The organism is Paenibacillus zanthoxyli JH29, assembly GCF_000520715.1.
Classification (GTDB): domain Bacteria; phylum Bacillota; class Bacilli; order Paenibacillales; family Paenibacillaceae; genus Paenibacillus_AQ; species Paenibacillus_AQ zanthoxyli.
In genome coordinates this window covers 1-18,607 of sequence record NZ_ASSD01000267.1, presented here as the reverse complement: position 1 = coordinate 18,607, position 18,607 = coordinate 1, and the positions used below count along the sequence as shown (strand labels likewise).

The following is an 18,607-nucleotide window of genomic DNA, read 5'->3' as shown; positions in this document are numbered from 1 at the left end:
GGCGGCTCTTGCCTCCGTTTCTCGTCATCGTCCTGCACGGCGCAGTCGATTTCGACTGGAGCTACGGCCTATTCTGGCTGCTTTTGTTCTGGCTGCCCGCGTTGGCCAGAGCCGAGGCCGTCAGGGCCGGAAGTCTTTCCGGTCAAGGTTCATCCGCATGGAGACTGCCTGCAAAGCTTCATCCTGCCGAACACCGGCCCATAAAGCATATAACTCCGAGGAATATGCTTATGAATCATTTACCCGGTAAATATTTAACCCCAGGTTGCCCGCCAGCGGATCATTTTGCTACGGGGCGCCCGGCCGATGCAAGCCGCCATAATCTGAAATCCCTTGCACGGAAATCGCTGGCAGCGGGAGTCTGCTGTCTGCTGCTTGCACTCAGCCTGCTGTCTTTCCGGGCATACCAGGGAGAAGCGCTGTACCGCGCTGCGGCATCGGCCCGCCAGCCGCAGGAGACGATTGCGCTGCTGGAAAGGTCGCTCTCCTGGAACCCGCTGTCTCCGAAGAGCGCTTTAGCTTTGTCTTCTTTTCTTGAACCGGGGCAGAGGGAGCGGCTATTAACAGTGGCCCTGCGCTATTCACCAGTAAATCCGGCGCTGAGCTGGGCAATGGCCGAAACTGTCTCGGAGGAAGGGACTCCGGGCGAAGCCTTATACTGGCTGGGCCGCAGCCAGCAGCTTGACGTTTTTAATTACGTTAAACGGACCGAAGCCGTTAGACGAATGCTGACGATGGGCGTGCGCTATCTGTCGGCGGGAGACGGGGGAGAGGCGCTGCGCTGCGCGGAGATGGGGCGGGAACTGCTAAGACAGTATTTTTTACTTGCGGCTGGAACGGCGGGAGCAGTCCAGCATAACGACCGGAATTTCCGGTTTACTGCTGAAGCCCGCGCCCTTCACGAACGAGTGGAAGCCCTGGGGCGGGAGGCTTCAGGGCTGAAGGGACAACACAGGGTGGCCGAAGCCTATGCTTTTAAACGGCGGTAATCCAGCCACGAATATACACAAGGGAGTACAACTGCAAGGAGAAGCGTGACGATCATCGTATAGGTGAACCATTTTCCGGGAAGAAACGCGCTAATGATCATAATGATGCCCGTAATTGCCCAGAGTACTCCGGCGAGACGGTGAGTCCTGCGCCACACTTCGGGACTGGCTAGCGTCCAGGGCGTCTTCACGCCGAGGAAGTAGTTGTCCTTGACCTGCGGCATATAATTGCCGATGACAATAAAGGCCGCTCCCAACACGGCAATCGCAATTTTGGAGCTCTGCAAGGAGACGCCAAGCCCGTATAATACGGAGGCGGCAAGCGCGGAGTCGATGATCAGGGAGACGGCGAGGCGGATCATCGCATAGGCGTTTTCGAATTTGGCGTACCGTTCTTTTTTCGGATCAATGGAACGTGTAATCTGCATCAGGACCGGCATCAGCACCCCAAGCCCGCCAAACAGCAAAATTGCCGAGCCCTTGCTCTGAAATCCGTCGAATTCTCCCGATATTCCGATATGGGTCGGGAGCTGCGCGGGCAGCCGGTGATAGTTGGCCAGCGCAAAGCCGACCGTAATTAGGCCTACCGCAACGGCCAAGGTATCCTGCCATTTCCATTTGAAATCTTTCATCGCTTAATCCTCCTGAGAGCGGGTGGGTGATTCATCTTCCGGTTTTGCAGATTTTGAGGTTCCCCGCTTTGTCTGTTTCCCCTTTTTGCCCTGAACGCCGTCCGTCAGCTCCAGCAGCCAGCCGAGCACTTCATCCAGAACGGTGGTATTGAGCATGTACCGGATGAACTGTCCCTGCCGCTCGTCCTGTACGAGTCCCCCAGCTTTAAGGGCGTTCAGATGATGGGAAATACTCGGTTTGGACATGTTGAAAAATTCAGCGATTTCCCCGGCGGTTCGATCCTTATCGCGAAGCAGGCGGATGATTTGCCGGCGTGTAGGGTCGGCCAGTGCTTTAAAGGATTCGTTCATCACTTTCAATAACCTTTCGATATTTAGATAATTGCTTAAATATATAATAATTATTGACGTCCCTATTTGTCAATCGTTTCCATGCCTTTTCGCCGCCAAACTAGAAGTCGTAAGCATCCCTATGCTAGAATAAATTAATAGTAGAAACCTACTGCATAGACAAGGGTGCGAGCGGGGGCCGGGGTTATACATAGGGCGCGCGGATAGCATTCCGAGAATAACGGGAGGAGGAACGAGAGTTGCATGTCATTTCTGATTTTGTCTCGCAGCTGTTCGAATGGATTCAGAGTCTAGGTTACTTCGGTATTATGATTGGACTTATGATTGAAGTCATCCCCAGCGAAATCGTCCTGGCCTACGGCGGTTATTTGGTTCATCTGGGAGAGATTAATTTTTTCGGGGCCGTTCTCTTCGGTACGATAGGCGGGGTTATCGCGCAGATTTTCGTGTACTGGATCGGACGTTACGGCGGCAGGCCGGTGCTGGAGCGGTACGGCAAATACATTTTAATCAGAAAGCATCATATCGACCACGCGGAAGTCTGGTTTGAGAAGTACGGCACGGGCGTTATTTTTACGGCGCGGTTTATACCGGTGGTCCGGCACGCCATTTCCGTTCCTGCGGGAATTTCCCGCATGCCGATTTGGCGGTTTATTATGCTCACAACGCTGGCCGTTATTCCCTGGAGCGTATTGTTTGTCTATCTCGGCATGAGCCTGGGTGAAAATTGGAAGAATATTGACGAAAAAGCCGCTGCGTATACGCATGAAATCATCATCGGCGCCATCGCGCTGATCGTCGTTTATTTTCTGTTCAAGTGGCTTCAATCCAAAAAGAAAAGAGGTAATGCGGCATGAAGCAAAATCTGGCTTCCAAATTCGGACAGGGCCTGACGCCCCGTCAATTTGTGGAGGGCATGACCAAGAACCAGCAGGCATTTGAATCGTGGTATGAAGCTTTTTCCTGGCAGGACGAGAGCGACCGGGAGTTTTTTCAAAGCCTTAACCACCGCGACGATCTGCGCTCGCTTATCCTGGCCGCTGACTGGTGCGGCGACGTCGTCCGCAATGTACCTGCGGTATTCCGGATCTTTGAGACGGCGGGCATCCGGGCGGAAGTGCTTATTCTGGAAGATAATCAGGATGTGATGGACGATTATCTGACGATGGGCGGACGCGCCGTGCCGATTGTCATTATCGCGGATACGGGCGGGCATGTTCTGGGACATTGGGGTCCGCGCCCGCGGCATGTGCAGAAGCTGATGAACGATTTTAAAAAAGAGAATCCGGATCGCGAGGCCCCGGACTACGAAGGCAAAATCGCTGAGGTCCGCAAGGCGATGGGCCAAGCCTATGGGGAAGGAACGGAATATCAGGCAGTGATCGCGAAGGAACTGCGCGAACTGATTTCCGGGTTTTAACGCGATGCTGAACATTCGGAATTTTAGTCTCGGTCCTTTGCAGACCAATGCCTATTTGCTGACGGGAGCGGACCCCGGTAAAGGCATTATTATCGACCCCGGCATGAACCCGGCCCCGCTTGTGCGGGCCATTCAGGATATGGAGATCGAGGTGATTCTGCTGACGCATGCGCATTTTGACCATATCGGCGGCGTTGACGAAATTCGCAAGTTGAAGAACTGCCCGGTCTATCTCCATGCCTTGGAGAGCGACTGGCTGACAAGCGCCAAACTGAACGGCTCGCTTATGTGGCCGAACGTATCGCCTCCGATTACGACGGACCCCGCCGAGTTCGATCTGGACGAGGGACAGACGCTTGAGCTGATAGGGAATACGTTCCGCGTCTTCCACACCCCGGGACATTCTCCGGGAAGCGTAAGCTTTTTGTGCGGAAGCGACTTGTTCGCCGGCGATGTGCTCTTCCGGCTTGGGGTTGGGCGGACCGACCTGCCGGGCGGAAGAGAGCGCGATCTGCTGGATTCGATTCAGGGCAAGCTGTTCAAGTTGGATGACGATGTCACTGTATATCCGGGACACGGCCCGCGTACAAGGATCGGCTTCGAACGGGCGAATAATCCCTATGTGTCTTGACAGAAGACAACGGTGATCGACAAAAAGCGAGAAATAGGCTAGACAAAAGGATACAAACTTGCTACAATGACGTTAATTAAATGTAACATTTACCTAAGCGAAGCACGCAGACTGCGGAATCATCCCGGTTTGCGTTCTTTTTTTGTCTTTTTAAGGTGAAGATCGAACGGAGGAGCTTTTGTTGAAGAGCAGGATATGCCATCTTCTTGATTACGGGGAATACTGCGGTAAACCCCCATTTTCAGGCGATGAAGAAAATAAATGTATTGGTAAGCATGCGGCATCAGACGGGGAGGATGGCATCCGGGAAGAAGCGGCAGCCTATGATGGCGCCGGGGATCACAGTAAATCCGGTTCTCCACAGCCAACCCTCTCTTTATTCTGGAGCTTCCCGATAGGAAGAGGAGTAAGGCAGCCGTGGCGGAGAAGGTTGTGGGAGCACCAAAGAGACCAGTTATAACTTTTTCTTGAAGCCTTTGAACGATTCAACCGGGCCAGACGTATTACATATGAAAAAAAATAAACGGCGGGAGAACCGATGAGCGACGAGGAATCTCAAATCATCCGCAAGGCGCAGCGAGGTGACCGTCAAGCGCTGGCGCAGCTGCTTCAGAATCATTATTCCTTCATGTATAAATATTTGTTGAAGTTGACGATGGACCCTGCGCTTGCGGAAGATGTCACCCAGGATACGATAGTCAGATGTATGGAAAAGATCGCGTTATACAACGGCTCGTCTTCTTTCTCTTCCTGGATGATTACGATCGCGACCCGGCTGTATATCGACAGGATGAGGCGGCGAAGCCGGGAAGAAGAATGGATTCGGCGTGAACAAGGCATCCGGTCGATCCGCTGGAGGTTCGAAGCCCAAGGCGAAGAGTGGAGCGATGTGCTGGATGCCCTGTCCCGTGTTCCCTTGCCGCAGCGGATAGCGCTTCTGCTCAAGCATTACTACGGCTACAGCTACAGTGAGATCGGCAGGATTTTGGGAATTCCCGAAGGGACAGCCAAGTCGCGCGCGGCGTATGGGCTGCGGCAGCTGCGAGAGGAGTTGAAAGAGGATGACGAAGGATAATACCGGACCGGATAACGGCAACAAATGGGGTGAAACGCCTGACGAGGACGGCAAGTCAAAGGCAGCGGAGGATCACGCATCCTCTGAATTTGCGCTGCCGGAGCTTATTGCGGGATTGGAACGGCTGGACCGTGTATATGCCAATGAAGCTGTACCGCCTTCGCTTGGCGAGCTTCAGGCCCAGCTGATTGCCGCGTCCGAAAGACATAGGCGCCGCATGTTGAGGGAATGGCTGTTGTTCTGGCTTATCTCCCTGTTTCTTCTGGGTTTCTCGCTGCTGGCGATTACTTCTGCGCCGCCGCTGTACTGGATGGTTCAGGGGCTTATTCCCATCGCAGGAATCATAGCGCTCGTAATGCGTCTCGGACGGAAAGGGCGCGGTGAATGGAGATGAAAGAGCATTCCAATCTGCCGCTTTGGGCTTGGGTTGTCTTGGCCGTTCTGCTGATGACCCAGGGTACGCTGTTGTTCCGCGCCGCCCGCGACCTTGGGAGATGGCGTTGGTTCTGGGGTTTATGGGGGATGACAACGTTTCCGCTGCCGACGATCCTCTACTTGCTGTTTGTTGTATTTCCTGAACACCGCCGGAAACAGAAGGACATCACGGAACAGGATAAGAAGATCAGAAAATAAAGGGTCAAGGGTGGAATACGGCATGAAGACACTCGATCTATCGTTGTTATGGCCTCTTTTTGCGCTGCAGGGATTACTGGCCGTAATTGGACTCGTGTCACTGGCCAGGGCGCGCAGTGTACGCGGACCGAAGTGGATGTGGGTAATCATTATTTTGCTTGGCAATCTGCTTGGCAGCCTTGTCTATTTTACGATAGGGAGGAAAGAGTAATGCCGCCGCTGCTGCAAGTTTCGGGGCTTCACAAGGTTTTTCACGGGCAAACTTCTGTGGACGGAATCAGCTTTGATATGGAGCAGGGGCGCTGTGTCGCCCTGCTTGGACCCAATGGCGCAGGGAAGACGACCACGCTGCGGATGCTTGCGGGCCTGTTGAGCCCCAGCCGGGGCAGCATTTTATTCGACGGTAAGCCGATTGGGAAGGATTACCGCAAGCAGATTGGGTATCTTCCCCAATCGCCCTCTTTCTATAACTGGATGACTGGGGAAGAATATATGCACTTCGCCTCAAGACTTAGCGGCATGGGCCGGAAAGAGGCAGCGGGCCGGGCTGCCGCCATGCTTGAGCGGATGGGGCTTGAAGATGCTGCAAAGCGGCGGATCGGCGGCTACTCCGGGGGCATGAAGCAGCGCCTGGGGCTTGCGCAGGCGCTTGTCCACGCTCCGCGCCTGCTGCTGCTGGATGAGCCGGTATCGGCGCTAGATCCCATCGGCCGCCGCGAGATAATGGATCTGCTGCGGGAATTCGGCAGGGAGACGAGCGTGATTTTTTCAACACATGTGCTGCATGATGCTGAAGAAGTCTGCGACGACATTATTATGATGAACCGGGGAAGGATTGCCGAGCACGGAACGCTGTCATCTCTTCGAGTGAAGTACAATAGGCCGGTTATTACCCTGCGCGTAGAAGAACGGAAGGCAGCCTTGCAGTGGCTGGAGTCATTCAGCACCCGTTCTTTCATCCTTGAGAGCCGTAGGGATGTTGACGGCTCCATGCTTCTAAAGGTGGAAGATATGGAGTCGGCAAGGTCCGTGATTCTCCGGGAGGCGGCAGAGCGCGGAATTCCGCTGCTGCGTTTCGAAGCAGGGTCCTTGTCGCTGGAGGATGTATTTATGGAGGCGGTGGGAGGATGAGAAGCGCTTGGTTTTTTTACCGTAAAGAAATGCTGGAGATGACCCGGAGCTACAAGCTGCTGTGGATACCGGTCGTGTTCATTATCCTGGGCATCATGCAGCCGATTTCGGCTTACTATATGCCCGAGATTCTGAAAATGTCTGGTGATGTGCCTCCGGGGATGCTGGAATTGTATAAGCTGCCGGGCGCGGCGGAGACCATGGCTAAGTCGCTCGGGCAGTACGGCATGGTTGGCCTGCTGGTGCTCGCGCTTTCGGCCATGAACAGCTTTGCCGGTGAGCGGGAGGGAGGCACTGCGGAGCTGGTGCTGGCCAGGCCGCTGACTCCGCTTGCCGCCGCTTCCGCCAAATGGCTGGCACAATTGACCCTGCTTGCGCTGTCTTTGGGGCTGGGCGCCGCATGTGCAGCCTATTATACCGTCCGATTAATCGGCGGCCTCTCCTGGAGTGCGGTGCTGGAGGCATCGGCGCTGTATGGATTATGGCTTCTGTGCGTGGTTTCTTTTACGCTTCTGTTCAGCGCCTGCCTCCGCGCTCCGGCGGCCGCCTTTCTATCGCTCGCGGCCGCAGCGGGCTTGGCGCTGCTGCATACGCTGCTTCCCCGGCCGCTGCGCTGGTCCCCTGCCGCTCTGCCGCAGCTGTCCGTGGAGGCGCTTATGCAGCAGGGGGCCACAGCGTATGCTTGGGTTTTTCCGGTACTGTCGGGGATCGCGCTGATTGTTCTTTGCTTTTTGGGCGCTTCGCTTCTCTTTGGCCGTAACAAACTGCCCCGGTTCTAGGTCTCGCTGCAAAATGTAACAACTTTTTTCAATTTCATATTATTGCGTATATTTTCAATTTTGCGCCGTTTCTTCCTGTAGACAGGTCTATCTTTTTTTAGTAGACTGTGAAAAAGCACAACACGAAAGATATTGGCTCAGGAGGTAGGGCGATGCTGCGTTTAGGAGAAAAGGTTGTCATTGTCGCGGACGCTTTCGAGCAGAATCTTCCTATCGGGGACTATGGGTACGTGATTGCTTACGACCGTAATCCTGATAATGCGTTTGATTATGTCATTCGCATCCCTCAGGCGAACCGGAACTTTTACGTCACGGCGGAAGACGTTGAGACGGAAGCGGATCTGCTTACTGAGGAAGCGGAGAGAACTACGCAAGAAGCATTGATCGATTATGCATTGTCCACGCACAACGAGAAACTGTTTTACCAATTGATGAACGGTGAGGCCGAGCAGGCGGAAGATGCAGAGACCAGTCCCAAGGAGAACATGTCCCAGGCGGAATTCATCAAGCAGGTGAATCTTCGGGCCTGGATTTAAGGAAAGCCGGCGCAAGCCGGTTTTTTTTGTATCAGCGAGCTCGGCTACAGAGGGATTCGGCAGCCTTTTACCAAAGCACCCATCGGTGCTTTTCTTGTTTTCATCGGTTTCCGTGAGGGGTTGTTCCCGCCATCTGCTGGTATAACCGCATTGAATTGTCCACGTTTCTACAATATAATTAGTAACGTTATCCGGGCGCTTTAGCCCTTTAAACAGGAGGGATTTCCAAAATGAGCATTACCGTCAAGGATGTGCAGCATGTGGCCCGTCTGGCCCGTCTGCATTTAAGCCCGGAGGAAGAGGCTACGTTTACGGAGCAGATGAACGCCATTTTACAATATGCCGAGAAATTGAGCGGACTTAATACGGAAGGCGTTCAGCCGACGACTCATGTGCTGCATGTCAGCAATGTAATGCGCGAGGATGTCGTAAAGGAGAGCCTTACGCTTGAGGAAGCGCTGCTTAACGCGTCGGAAGAAGAAGACGGACAGTTCAAAGTTCCGGCGGTTTTGGAATAATCTAAATAGGTAGGGAGATGACATTTTGAGCCTGTTTCAATATCGGTTGTCCGAATTACATAACATGCTGCATGCGGGACAAGCCTCGGTCAGCGAGCTGACCGAGGAATCGCTGTCCGCTATTACGCGGCTGGACGATAAGGTGAACGCCTTTCTTACGCTGAATGAAGAAGGTGCCCGCGCCGATGCCCGTACCCTGGACGACAAGCTCGCTTCGGGAGCGTCCCGGGGGCTGCTTTTCGGGCTGCCTGCCGGCATTAAGGACAATATTGTAACCAAAGGGCTGCGCACGACCTGCGCGAGCCGTTTTCTTGATAATTACCAGCCGATTTATGACGCGACCGTTGCCGCCAAGCTGCGCCAGGCGGACGCCGTGACGATCGGCAAGCTGAATATGGACGAGTTCGCCATGGGCGGCTCGAATGAGAATTCGGCCTACGGGCCGGTCCGCAATCCATGGGATTTGGAACGCGTCCCGGGCGGCTCCAGCGGCGGCTCCGCCGCGGCGGTGGCTTCGGGCGAGGTGTTCTTTGCCCTTGGCTCCGACACCGGCGGCTCAATCCGCCAGCCCGCTTCTTACTGCGGCGTTGTCGGCTTGAAGCCGACCTACGGCCTTGTCTCCCGTTACGGCCTCGTGGCGTTTGCCTCCTCGCTTGACCAGATCGGGCCGCTGACGCGGACCGTTGAGGATTCCGCCTACGTCCTGCAGGCGATTGCTGGTTATGACGCCCAAGACTCCACGTCCGCGAAGGTCGACATTCCCGATTATTTGAGCGCCCTTACCGGAGACATCAAAGGTCTTCGCATTGCCGTGCCTAAGGAATATCTGGGCGAGGGCGTGGATGCTTCCGTCCGCGAGACCGTGCTGTCTGCACTTAAAGTGCTGGAAGACCTCGGCGCAGTCTGGGAAGAAGTTTCCCTGCCGCATACGGAATATGCGGTAGCGACTTACTATCTGCTGGCTTCCTCGGAGGCTTCCTCTAATCTGGCCCGCTTCGACGGTGTGCGCTACGGCGTGCGTGTCGACGAGGGCGGCGGTCTGCTCGATCTGTATCTTAATTCGCGCAGCCGGGGCTTCGGCCCGGAAGTCAAGCGCCGGATTATGCTTGGAACGTATGCGCTAAGCTCGGGATATTACGATGCCTATTATTTGAAGGCACAGAAGGTGCGCACACTGATCAAGCAGGATTTTGACGAAGTGTTTAAAAAGTACGACGTGGTAATTGGACCGACCGCTCCGACGACGGCGTTTAAGCTTGGCTCCCAGACCGAGGACCCGCTTACCATGTATTTGAACGATATTTTGACCATTCCGGTTAATCTGGCTGGCATCCCTGCGGTCAGCATTCCTTGCGGATTCGCTGAAGGACTGCCTGTCGGGCTGCAGATTATCGGCAAAGAATTTGATGAGAGCACGGTACTGCGCGTCGCGCATGCCTATGAACAGCATACCGATCACCACAAGCAGCGTCCGCAGCTGTAAACGGTCCATAAGGAGGGAACAAGAATATCATGCCATCATCCAAGTATGAAACAGTCATTGGACTGGAGGTTCACGTCGAGCTTCACACGAAGTCCAAAATTTTCTGTGGCTGCTCCACAGAATTCGGCGCGCCGCCCAATACACATACCTGTCCCGTCTGTCTGGGACATCCCGGCGTACTGCCCGTATTGAACCGCCAGGCGGTGGAATATGCAATGAAAGCCGCTATGGCGCTAAACTGCACGATCGGCGACGTCAGCAAGTTTGACCGCAAGAACTATTTCTATCCCGACTTGCCTAAGGCTTACCAGATTTCGCAGTTTGACCAGCCGATCGGCCTGAACGGATGGATCGATATCGAAGTGAACGGCGAAACGAAGCGAATTGGCATTACCCGGCTTCATCTGGAAGAGGACGCCTGCAAGCTTACGCATGTGGACGGCGGATTCGGCACGCTCGTCGACCTTAACCGGGGCGGAACCCCGCTGATTGAAATCGTCTCCGAGCCGGATCTGCGCTCTCCTGAAGAAGCCCGCGCCTATCTGGAGAAGATGCGGGCGATCATTCAGTACTGCGACGTATCCGACGTTAAGATGGAAGAAGGCTCCATGCGCTGCGACGCGAACATCAGCCTGCGGCCCGTGGGCCAGGAGGAATTCGGCACCCGTGCCGAGTTGAAGAACATGAACTCCTTCCGCGGCGTGCAGCGCGGTCTGGAGTATGAGGAATTCCGCCAGGCGGATATTCTCGATGGAGGCGGCGAAGTCGTGCAGGAAACCCGCCGCTGGGATGAAGCTCAGGGCAAGACTTTTTCCATGCGCAGTAAGGAAGAAGCCCATGACTACCGGTATTTTCCCGATCCGGACCTGGTTGTGCTGCATATTGACGACGCTTGGAAGGAAGCCGTCCGTTCTTCCATTCCTGAGCTTCCGGATGCGCGGCGGGTCCGCTATAGTGAAGAGTATGGTTTGCCCGCATACGACGCTGGGGTCATCACCGCATCCAAGCCGATCGCCGATTTCTTTGAAGGAGCCCTGAATTTCACCAGCGATGCCAAGGCTGTCGCCAACTGGATTATGGGTGACCTGCTCGCTTACCTGAACGGAAACAATCTGGAGCTGTCCGAGGTCAAGATCACGCCGCAAGGACTTGGAGAAATGATCGGGCTTATCGCCAAGGGAACCATCAGCAGCAAGATTGCCAAGACCGTATTCAAAGAAATGCTCGAAACCGGCAAGCTTCCGGCGCAGATTGTTGAAGAGAAGGGGCTTGTACAAATCAGCGACGAAGGCGCGATCAAGGGAATCGTGGAAGCGGTCGTGGCGGCCAACCCGCAATCCGTGGAGGACTACAAGGCAGGCAAGCAGAAAGCGATCGGCTTCCTTGTGGGCCAAGTCATGAAGGAAAGCAAAGGCAAAGCGAATCCGGGGTTGGTTAACAAGCTTTTAGTCGAAGTGTTGAACGGTTGACATAAGATGAAATAAATGGGTAATTAATAATGAAGGCTTGTCGGCAGCGGCAGGCCTTCTGCAATATAAGGAGATACCCGGTATGAGCAAAATAGTAAAGCTGGACCTGCAGGACGAGGGAACGCTTAGTGACCTGTGGAGCCTTCAGCATAAAGCCTACCGCCTGGAAGCGGAGCTGATCGGGTTTAATGCCATTCCTCCGCTGCTTGAGACTCGGGATACACTCAGAAATTGCGGCGAGGATTTTTACGGCTGCCTGAGTGAAGACGGGGAACTGTCGGGTGCCGTAGCCACGGCAGAAGAGCGTCCGGGTAGCTTAACGATTACACGTATGATGGTCAGTCCGGATCATTTCCGTAAGGGAATTGCCGGCGGGCTGCTGGAGCATGTATTTGCGCTTTATCCGGATAAGGAGCGTTTTATCGTGTCCACGGGTAAAAAGAATGTGCCGGCGGTCTCTCTATACCGCAAGCATGGTTTTATCCCGATAACTTCCTCGGAAGTAGCCCCCGGCGTCGAACTGATCGAATTTAACAGGAACGGCAAACGTTGATTCGGCGAATATACACAAGAAAGGAGAAGGCCCGTATGAAAAATGAATCCCGTATACCGTTGCCAGCGAAGGAACAGGAAAGTTATTTCGCAATGAAGCGCGGTGACAAGCAGCTTGTCATTGTAGAAGAGAGCGGCGGTACAGAAGTTATTCCTCCCCGCAAAAAGCAGCGTCCGATCAAGCGCAAATTCATAGCCGGTCTGCTGGCAGCGATAGTCCCCGGGACTGGTCATTTGTATTTGGGCCTTCTTCGGAAAGGGATTTCCTTTCCCTTTGTGATTGTGCTGGACATAGCGGCGCTGCTGTATTTTTCCTCCATCGGCATGCAGATCAATGTGCCTCTTCTTATTTTGCTGGCCCTGTTTATTCCGGCTGTCTATTTTTATAATGTATATAATGCTCTGCAATCGGCGGACCGGTTGATTCGTCTCCGCAAAATGCCAGGGGCTGCGGATACCGCCATGGATTCCGCTCAGGAGCGGCGCCGGCGTTTCATCAGCGAACCGGGGATCTCATTTGGTCTGCTCCTGCTGCTCGGAGGAATCATGCTGTTCTTTTTCCGGCAAAGACCGGTCTGGCTGCGGTACTTTATTGAGCATCAGGCAGGCGCTGCCGTGGGAATTCTCTTGATCGCGGGAGGAGTATTCCTTGCGGCAAGGGAGATTGGCATAAAAATGTTCCGCAGGCGGCAAGAAGACCGGATCGGACGTTATACCGCTTCCATCCTGCTGATTGGAGTCGGCATTTTGCTGTTCCGGGACTGGCAATGGGGAACCGACAATCTGCTGCTGCTGTTAAAATGGTGGCCGGCGCTCCCTGTATTGTGGGGTTTGGAGTACCTGTCTCATTTCTTCATTTCCCGGCGGCCCGGCACAGCCGCAACCGGTTCAAGATTCCGTCTGGATTTTCGGGGTCTTCTGCCTGCCATCCTGCTTGGCGCAAGTGTGTTTGCCGTATCAGAGCAGGAGCATTACCTGCATCTGTGGAATAAGGTTAGCCTAAATTTGACTGCAGCCGCCGTTGACTACGGGGAGGCGAAAGGCAGCAAATTTCAGAAGCCTGTACTGACGGTTCCGGTGGAATTGCAAACCGCCAAGCTTGTCGTTGACGCGATCAACGGGGATATCGTGGTGCACCGAAGTCCGATTCATCAAATAGAGGTTACATCTACGGTGTGGGTTGACCAACTGGAAGGGGCAAGAGCGCAAGCCATTTCGGATCAATCGTTCCTTGAAGTTACCGAAGGGGCGACCATAAAGCTGACGACCAAGGGCAAAGCCTATGGTGAATCGGGCAAGCGTCAGCCGCGCATCGATTTGGATATAGCCCTTCCGGAGAATCGCCGTTTCAATCTGGAAATCAGAACAATGAATGGCGGTATTACGCTGCAAAATACGGAGGCGATCCAGGACATTTCACTGGAAACCGGCAATGGACCGATCATTTTGCATAAGGTATTCGGCAATATCAAAGGAAAGACACACAATGGAGAAGTAAAGGTCAGAGAAATTGAGGGCGATGTCGATCTTTCCACGAACGGAGGCGATATGCGGGCTTGGGACGTTACGGGGGCTTTGAAGCTTTCAACGGCGGTCGGCAATATCAGTGCTGATCGGAGTGGGACCGATATCGACGTCTCCACCAAGAACGGCAATGTGGCAGTGAACGAGGTCAGATTGTCACTTACCGCTCAGTCTCTAAATGGAATCATAGACGTCCGTTCTCCTTATGTACAGGGTGACTGGAATATTTACAGCGCGGTTGGCGATATCAATCTCCACCTGCCTGCGGAAGGAAGCTATTCCTTGAAGGGTTCCAGCAGCTATGGCGACATCATTTCCGATATACCCGGGCTCGTCATTGATAAAAAAACGATCTCCGGCAAAGTGGGTATTGGTGAATATAAGGTGGAGGTTGAAGGGAACAGCAACTTAAATGTGATAGAAAATTGAACAAACTAATTTTTATTAAATAATAATCAATATAATTAACTGACTACGTTGACAACATTGAAAGGTCGGTCTTACAATAAATACAAGAGCGTTTACTTACTACAAGATCGACATGTAAAGGCGGTGACAGGGATGGGAAGCGGCGTACAGCACGCATTGGAACAATTGAAGACAACCGGTGTCCGTATTACGCCTCAGCGTCATGCGATTTTAACTTATTTGATGGAATCAATGAATCATCCTACCGCAGACGAGATTTATCGTGCGCTCGAGCCGAAGTTTCCGAGCATGAGCGTGGCGACCGTTTACAATAACTTGAAAATGTTCATGGAAGCCGGAATGGTTCGCGAACTGACCTATGGCGACAATTCCAGCCGCTTCGATGCTAATGTAACCGATCATTACCATATCATATGTCAGGATTGCGGCAAAATCGAGGATTTTAGTTATCCGCCGCTGCATGAGGTTGAACGCCAGGCGGAATTAACTACCGGTTTTATTGTGAACGGATTGCGCATGGAACTTTACGGTATTTGCAGCTGCTGTGCGGGTAAGCGGCACTGATGTTGAATTATAGCTTAATAATGCGTAGCGTAAGACTCCGCCGTCTTGGAAGGCAGGAGACGCTGTTGCCAAAAAGTAACGAGAACGTGCGGAGTCCGAAAAAACAGCGGATAACTCACGTTTTCTTTTTTAAAAATATAAAATTTATAATTTTCACGCTTTCAATGGCCTTATATTTTTACGAGAAATGTACTTGCGTACTTCAAGGACGCTGTTAGGCGTTTCTTCTTGGCAGCATTTTCCTCACTTTAAATTCAGCAGAGTATGGAGGACCTATTTTGAACAGAAGACAGAAGCATGGACGGGGACGCGCCGCTAAGCGAAGCGGTGTTCTTCGCAGACTTTCAGGATTGTTAATCGTTGCAGCGGCGGTATATGCACTAATCTTTTTTGTGCTGCCAAATCCTCTTCACGTCGATCCGGAGTGGAAGGGAACGGACAAGCCTATTTTCGTCAAAGGCCAATATACCGGCTTTTCCGCTTCCGGAACCGGGGAGAACTTACTGCTGCCTCTTCCGCTGTTGGAGAAATCGGTAGACCCCTCTATCCGGTACGAATCGGGGACGAAGTCGGTCATTCTTTCGACGGATAGCAAGCTTCTATATATGCAGGCGGACAAGACGGCGGCCAGCCTTAACAATAAGCCGATTCAGCTTCGGCTGGCTCCCGAAGAACGGGATGGAGTCACCTATTTGCCGGCCGAACCGCTTAAAAGCTTATATGGCCTTGATGTGCAGGAGAACACGGATACGGGAGCGGTTCTGTTAATGACCGCCGGTGAAACGGTGCCGCTCGGAGAAGTGAAGAAAGATAAGGCCGCGCTGCGCACCGAGGCGACGATTCACGCGCCTGCCCTAGCCGACATGACGCCCGGGACGAAGGTGAAGATCTGGAGCCGGCACGGGGAATGGCTGTACGCTCAAATGAATAACGGTCTTGCCGGTTATGTACAGGCGGCGGATATTGCGGAGACTGGAGTCAAGACGGTGGAGAAGACAGCAACCGAACCAACCCGGGCCGAGCGCAGTTGGGACGGCAAAGCCGTGAGCTTGACCTGGGAAGCCGTCTACGACAGGAATCCGAATCCTGGTTCCATCGGCAAGCTGAACGGTGTTAATGTCGTGAGCCCTACATGGTTCAAAATCGTGGATGGCGAAGGAAACGTGCGCAGCCAGGCAAATCAGACCTATGTGAAATGGGCGCATGGCCAGGGGATGGAAGTGTGGGGACTACTAAGCAATGACTTCGATCCCGAATTGACCACACAAGCGTTGTCCACCTACGAAAAGCGGATGCGAACGATCGTACAAATGCTGGAATACTGTGATCTTTACAATCTGGACGGCATTAATATCGATTTTGAAAATGTATACACGAAGGATGGCGGAAATGTAACGCAGTTTATGCGCGAGCTGAAGCCGATGGCCCAAGCGAAAAATCTCATTTTATCCATCGACGTCACTCCCAAATCGAACAGCGAAATGTGGTCGCTCTTTCTCGACCGGCGCTCGCTGGGAGCATTGGCTGATTTTATGATTGTGATGGCTTATGATGAGCATTGGGCTTCCAGCCCCGAGGCCGGTTCGGTGGCATCGCTATCCTGGTCGCGGAACTCGGTAGAGCGCATTCTTGAAGAAGACGTGGTGCCGGCGAAGAAGCTTATTTTGGGCGTTCCGCTGTATACCCGTATTTGGACAGAAAAAATGGCCGGAGGGAAGACGGAAGTAAGCTCCAAAGCGGTCAGCATGGGCGCCGTTGCCGATATTATCCGCTCCAAGAAGCTGACACCCGTCCTTTCCAAAGATACTGGACAAAACTATGTGGAATACAAGGAGAACGGAGTTCTCCGTAAAATTTGGATTGAGGACAAGGTGTCGCTGCAGTCGAGAGTGAAGCTGGCCAAGTCTTTGAACTTGGGAGGTATTGCGGCCTGGAACCGCAGCTTTGCGGGAGATGGAGCATGGGAAACACTGAGCGGAATTCATGAATAATAATACAATGAGTAATAATACACTGAAAAAAGAGGCTTCCGGATCAGGATCGGGGGCCTCTTTTCCTGTTACAGCCGCTTCTGACTCTACTGCCGATTTAGTTTCCTCTGTGCGCCAGATTCTGGGTCATTGCTTGAGTTGTTCGCTTTTTAGCTGTTCGGAGGTTATGGTCGCCTGCTGCGGGTCCAAGGTAAGAATCGTATGACAGAACATACAGCGATCCGTTTTTCCGAGCATCTTAGTCAGCTTGCCGCATTCCGGGCATTCAATCTGAACGGCGCTTGTTGACAGCATGCCTGCCCAAAAATAAATCGCAAGACTAGCCATCATAGACACCAAGCCAATCACAAGCCCGAATGCCGCGAAAATTTTACCCGTCTGACCCCAAAATACAATGCCGGCTGTTCCCAGTATCATGAGCCCCATGCCGAACATCGTCAGCAGCAGGCCCCATGTGCGAAAAGCGTTAATTTTGGCGGATTTAAAGGTCATGAGTCATTTCTCCCAGCTAAAATATAGTTCGGTCGTCCGGAAGGAACTAACATTGAGATGTAGAATAAGTTAGATGATAAGATAAGAGAATTATAACTGAATTGACGCAGAATCGCCAAATTTGATGGAGGACGATAATGGAATTATCTAATCTGACATTATTAAATGGAGATATTTTTGACGCGAACGCCCTTGGAACGATTGCTTTGGATTCTCAAGGCAAGGCTCCTTTTCAGAGCGCCCTTCTTCATGAGTTCGATAGGGTTGTAATGCTTCTGCACGAGGATGGGGAAGAGAATCCGCTTGTTGGCAGCATGATTACAGGCGAGTTGCGGACCCAGACTCTTAGAGTCGGGCTTTCGATGTTGAAGCGCTCCATTATAACAGGAGACAATAATGAGCTTATTACCTGTCTGCTGGAAGGCGAGATTATTTGGGACCCTCAGGAAGTTTTGGAGCAGCTTCGAGCAGATGTGAATTCCTTTGAGCAGCCGCTAAGGGGGCGGATATTGTTTATAGAGTTTGCCCGGTTTTTGCATATGTATGTAAAGTCGAAACGTTATTTGCAGGCCGGTTGTATAATGGATTCGTACAATTGCATTCTAATGGCTCTGTATCATTGGGCGCGAATGGAGGTCGGCGAGGCTGGTCACTATCCGACACCGGCGGTATGGGAACAGGTGAAGAGTCTGAACAACTCGGTATATAAGCTGTACGAGGAGCTGACAATCAGCGGTGAAACGATGGATCAGAGAATTCAGCTTGTTCAGCTTGCTTGTGAGTTTTCCCTTGTGTCCAAAATGGGTGACTGCTGCAAGTGGTTCCTTGACCTCCTAAAGGAGCGGAAGGAATCTTGGAGCATAGAGGAGCTTCTCGAACTTTCCGAATTAAAATATGTTGAAGCGGAACTGCCGTTTGTTCTTCGCAAGCTGGCATCCCGGTCACTGATTCGGGAAATCGTGTCGTGGAGCGACGCAGGCGGCGGATATCAGGTGCGATATACTTTGTAGTCCAATTCTCTAATTTTGAATATCGAGCTTGTTTATGAACTGGAGAGGCGAAGCGCTCTCTTTTTTTCATTTTATTGCGGAAATGGGAAAGGATGAACAGCAATATTTATTGTTGACTGCCTAGTCGTTCATGTGATACATTATAACTCGTCCCTCGGGAATGAACAGCGATATAACGTTCGCAGAGGTAATTGAAATAAAATTAATTCAAAAAAAGGTTGACTAATTCAGGGACGATGTGATATATTATAAAAGTCGCCGCGTGAGACGCAGCGATGCACTGAGAGAGACATTGATCTTTGAAAACTGAACAACGAGTGAGTGGGAATTCGCTTAGCGAGTTCCAAAAAAAGATGAATTTCACAGCGTGTTTCACGCTTTTGAAATGCCATCTATGG

General features: G+C 52.6%; 21 protein-coding genes and 1 pseudogene. 19 read left to right on the top strand and 3 right to left on the bottom strand.

Annotated features, from left to right (window positions below; translation table 11 throughout):
• A pseudogene (locus tag L691_RS32665) lies at positions 1-989 on the top strand (hypothetical protein); the annotation flags it as partial.
• Here L691_RS32665 and L691_RS0109965 read toward each other — a convergent pair.
• Positions 968-1,621 carry an SdpI family protein gene (locus tag L691_RS0109965; protein WP_025690327.1) on the bottom strand — a complete coding sequence of 218 codons (654 nt, stop codon included), beginning with the start codon at positions 1,619-1,621 and terminating at the stop codon, positions 968-970. The pseudogene L691_RS32665 and the gene L691_RS0109965 overlap by 22 nt on opposite strands.
• Positions 1,622-1,624: 3 nt before the next feature.
• A complete protein-coding gene (locus L691_RS28500) occupies positions 1,625-1,972 on the bottom strand; it encodes an autorepressor SdpR family transcription factor (RefSeq protein WP_025690325.1) in 348 nt (115 codons plus the stop codon).
• Positions 1,973-2,211: 239 nt separating this feature from the next.
• Here L691_RS28500 and L691_RS0109955 point away from each other — a divergent pair, with 239 nt between their 5' ends.
• The 17 genes from L691_RS0109955 (at position 2,212) to L691_RS0109870 (ending at position 16,707) form a co-directional block, all read left to right on the top strand.
• Positions 2,212-2,829 carry a DedA family protein gene (locus L691_RS0109955; protein WP_025690324.1) on the top strand — a complete coding sequence of 206 codons (618 nt, stop codon included), beginning with the start codon at positions 2,212-2,214 and terminating at the stop codon, positions 2,827-2,829.
• A complete protein-coding gene (locus L691_RS0109950) occupies positions 2,826-3,392 on the top strand; it encodes a thioredoxin family protein (RefSeq protein WP_025690323.1) in 567 nt (188 codons plus the stop codon). The genes L691_RS0109955 and L691_RS0109950 overlap by 4 nt, the downstream gene beginning before the upstream one ends.
• A gap of 4 nt (positions 3,393-3,396) precedes the next feature.
• Complete coding sequence (locus L691_RS0109945; protein WP_025690321.1) at positions 3,397-4,023, top strand: MBL fold metallo-hydrolase; 627 nt, start codon at positions 3,397-3,399, stop codon at positions 4,021-4,023.
• 538 nt (positions 4,024-4,561) lie between these two features.
• Complete coding sequence (gene sigY / locus L691_RS0109935; RefSeq protein ID WP_025690318.1) at positions 4,562-5,098, top strand: RNA polymerase sigma factor SigY; 537 nt, start codon at positions 4,562-4,564, stop codon at positions 5,096-5,098.
• A complete protein-coding gene (locus tag L691_RS0109930; RefSeq protein ID WP_025690317.1) occupies positions 5,085-5,492 on the top strand; it encodes a YxlC family protein in 408 nt (135 codons plus the stop codon). The genes sigY and L691_RS0109930 overlap by 14 nt, the downstream gene beginning before the upstream one ends.
• On the top strand, positions 5,483-5,731 hold the full coding sequence (locus tag L691_RS0109925) for a hypothetical protein (protein WP_232229150.1): 249 nt from the start codon (positions 5,483-5,485) through the stop codon (positions 5,729-5,731). Before L691_RS0109930 ends, L691_RS0109925 begins: the two co-directional genes overlap by 10 nt.
• A gap of 22 nt (positions 5,732-5,753) precedes the next feature.
• Positions 5,754-5,942 (top strand): PLD nuclease N-terminal domain-containing protein, encoded by a 189-nt coding sequence (locus L691_RS0109920; RefSeq protein ID WP_025690314.1) that lies wholly within the window; start codon positions 5,754-5,756, stop codon positions 5,940-5,942.
• Positions 5,942-6,862, top strand: a complete 921-nt coding sequence (locus L691_RS0109915) for an ABC transporter ATP-binding protein (protein WP_025690313.1) — start codon at positions 5,942-5,944, stop codon at positions 6,860-6,862. Before L691_RS0109920 ends, L691_RS0109915 begins: the two co-directional genes overlap by 1 nt.
• A complete protein-coding gene (locus tag L691_RS0109910; RefSeq protein WP_025690312.1) occupies positions 6,859-7,641 on the top strand; it encodes an ABC transporter permease subunit in 783 nt (260 codons plus the stop codon). The genes L691_RS0109915 and L691_RS0109910 overlap by 4 nt, the downstream gene beginning before the upstream one ends.
• 152 nt (positions 7,642-7,793) lie before the next feature.
• Positions 7,794-8,177: a hypothetical protein gene (locus L691_RS0109905; RefSeq protein WP_025690311.1), complete on the top strand. Its 384-nt coding sequence runs from the start codon at positions 7,794-7,796 to the stop codon at positions 8,175-8,177.
• 230 nt (positions 8,178-8,407) lie between these two features.
• Complete coding sequence (gene gatC / locus L691_RS0109900) at positions 8,408-8,695, top strand: Asp-tRNA(Asn)/Glu-tRNA(Gln) amidotransferase subunit GatC (protein ID WP_025690310.1); 288 nt, start codon at positions 8,408-8,410, stop codon at positions 8,693-8,695.
• A gap of 25 nt (positions 8,696-8,720) precedes the next feature.
• Positions 8,721-10,178 (top strand): Asp-tRNA(Asn)/Glu-tRNA(Gln) amidotransferase subunit GatA, encoded by a 1,458-nt coding sequence (gene gatA, locus L691_RS0109895; RefSeq protein ID WP_025690309.1) that lies wholly within the window; start codon positions 8,721-8,723, stop codon positions 10,176-10,178.
• A gap of 29 nt (positions 10,179-10,207) precedes the next feature.
• Positions 10,208-11,647: an Asp-tRNA(Asn)/Glu-tRNA(Gln) amidotransferase subunit GatB gene (gene gatB, locus L691_RS0109890; RefSeq protein ID WP_025690308.1), complete on the top strand. Its 1,440-nt coding sequence runs from the start codon at positions 10,208-10,210 to the stop codon at positions 11,645-11,647.
• An 82-nt stretch (positions 11,648-11,729) separates the two neighbouring features.
• Entirely contained in the window at positions 11,730-12,200 is a 471-nt protein-coding gene (locus L691_RS0109885) for a GNAT family N-acetyltransferase (RefSeq protein WP_036736442.1), read from the top strand.
• A 35-nt stretch (positions 12,201-12,235) separates the two neighbouring features.
• Entirely contained in the window at positions 12,236-14,152 is a 1,917-nt protein-coding gene (locus L691_RS28495; RefSeq protein ID WP_025690306.1) for a DUF4097 family beta strand repeat-containing protein, read from the top strand.
• 132 nt (positions 14,153-14,284) lie between these two features.
• Entirely contained in the window at positions 14,285-14,716 is a 432-nt protein-coding gene (locus L691_RS0109875; protein ID WP_025690305.1) for a Fur family transcriptional regulator, read from the top strand.
• Positions 14,717-14,994: 278 nt separating this feature from the next.
• The gene (locus tag L691_RS0109870; protein ID WP_025690303.1) at positions 14,995-16,707 is read left to right on the top strand and encodes a glycosyl hydrolase family 18 protein; all 1,713 of its coding nucleotides are present in this window, start codon (positions 14,995-14,997) and stop codon (positions 16,705-16,707) included.
• Positions 16,708-16,833: 126 nt separating this feature from the next.
• Here L691_RS0109870 and L691_RS0109865 read toward each other — a convergent pair whose 3' ends face one another.
• Complete coding sequence (locus tag L691_RS0109865) at positions 16,834-17,199, bottom strand: YgzB family protein (RefSeq protein WP_025690302.1); 366 nt, start codon at positions 17,197-17,199, stop codon at positions 16,834-16,836.
• A 137-nt stretch (positions 17,200-17,336) separates the two neighbouring features.
• Here L691_RS0109865 and L691_RS0109860 point away from each other — a divergent pair, with 137 nt between their 5' ends.
• Positions 17,337-18,209, top strand: a complete 873-nt coding sequence (locus tag L691_RS0109860; protein WP_025690301.1) for a nucleotidyltransferase-like protein — start codon at positions 17,337-17,339, stop codon at positions 18,207-18,209.
• Positions 18,210-18,607 lie beyond the last annotated feature (398 nt).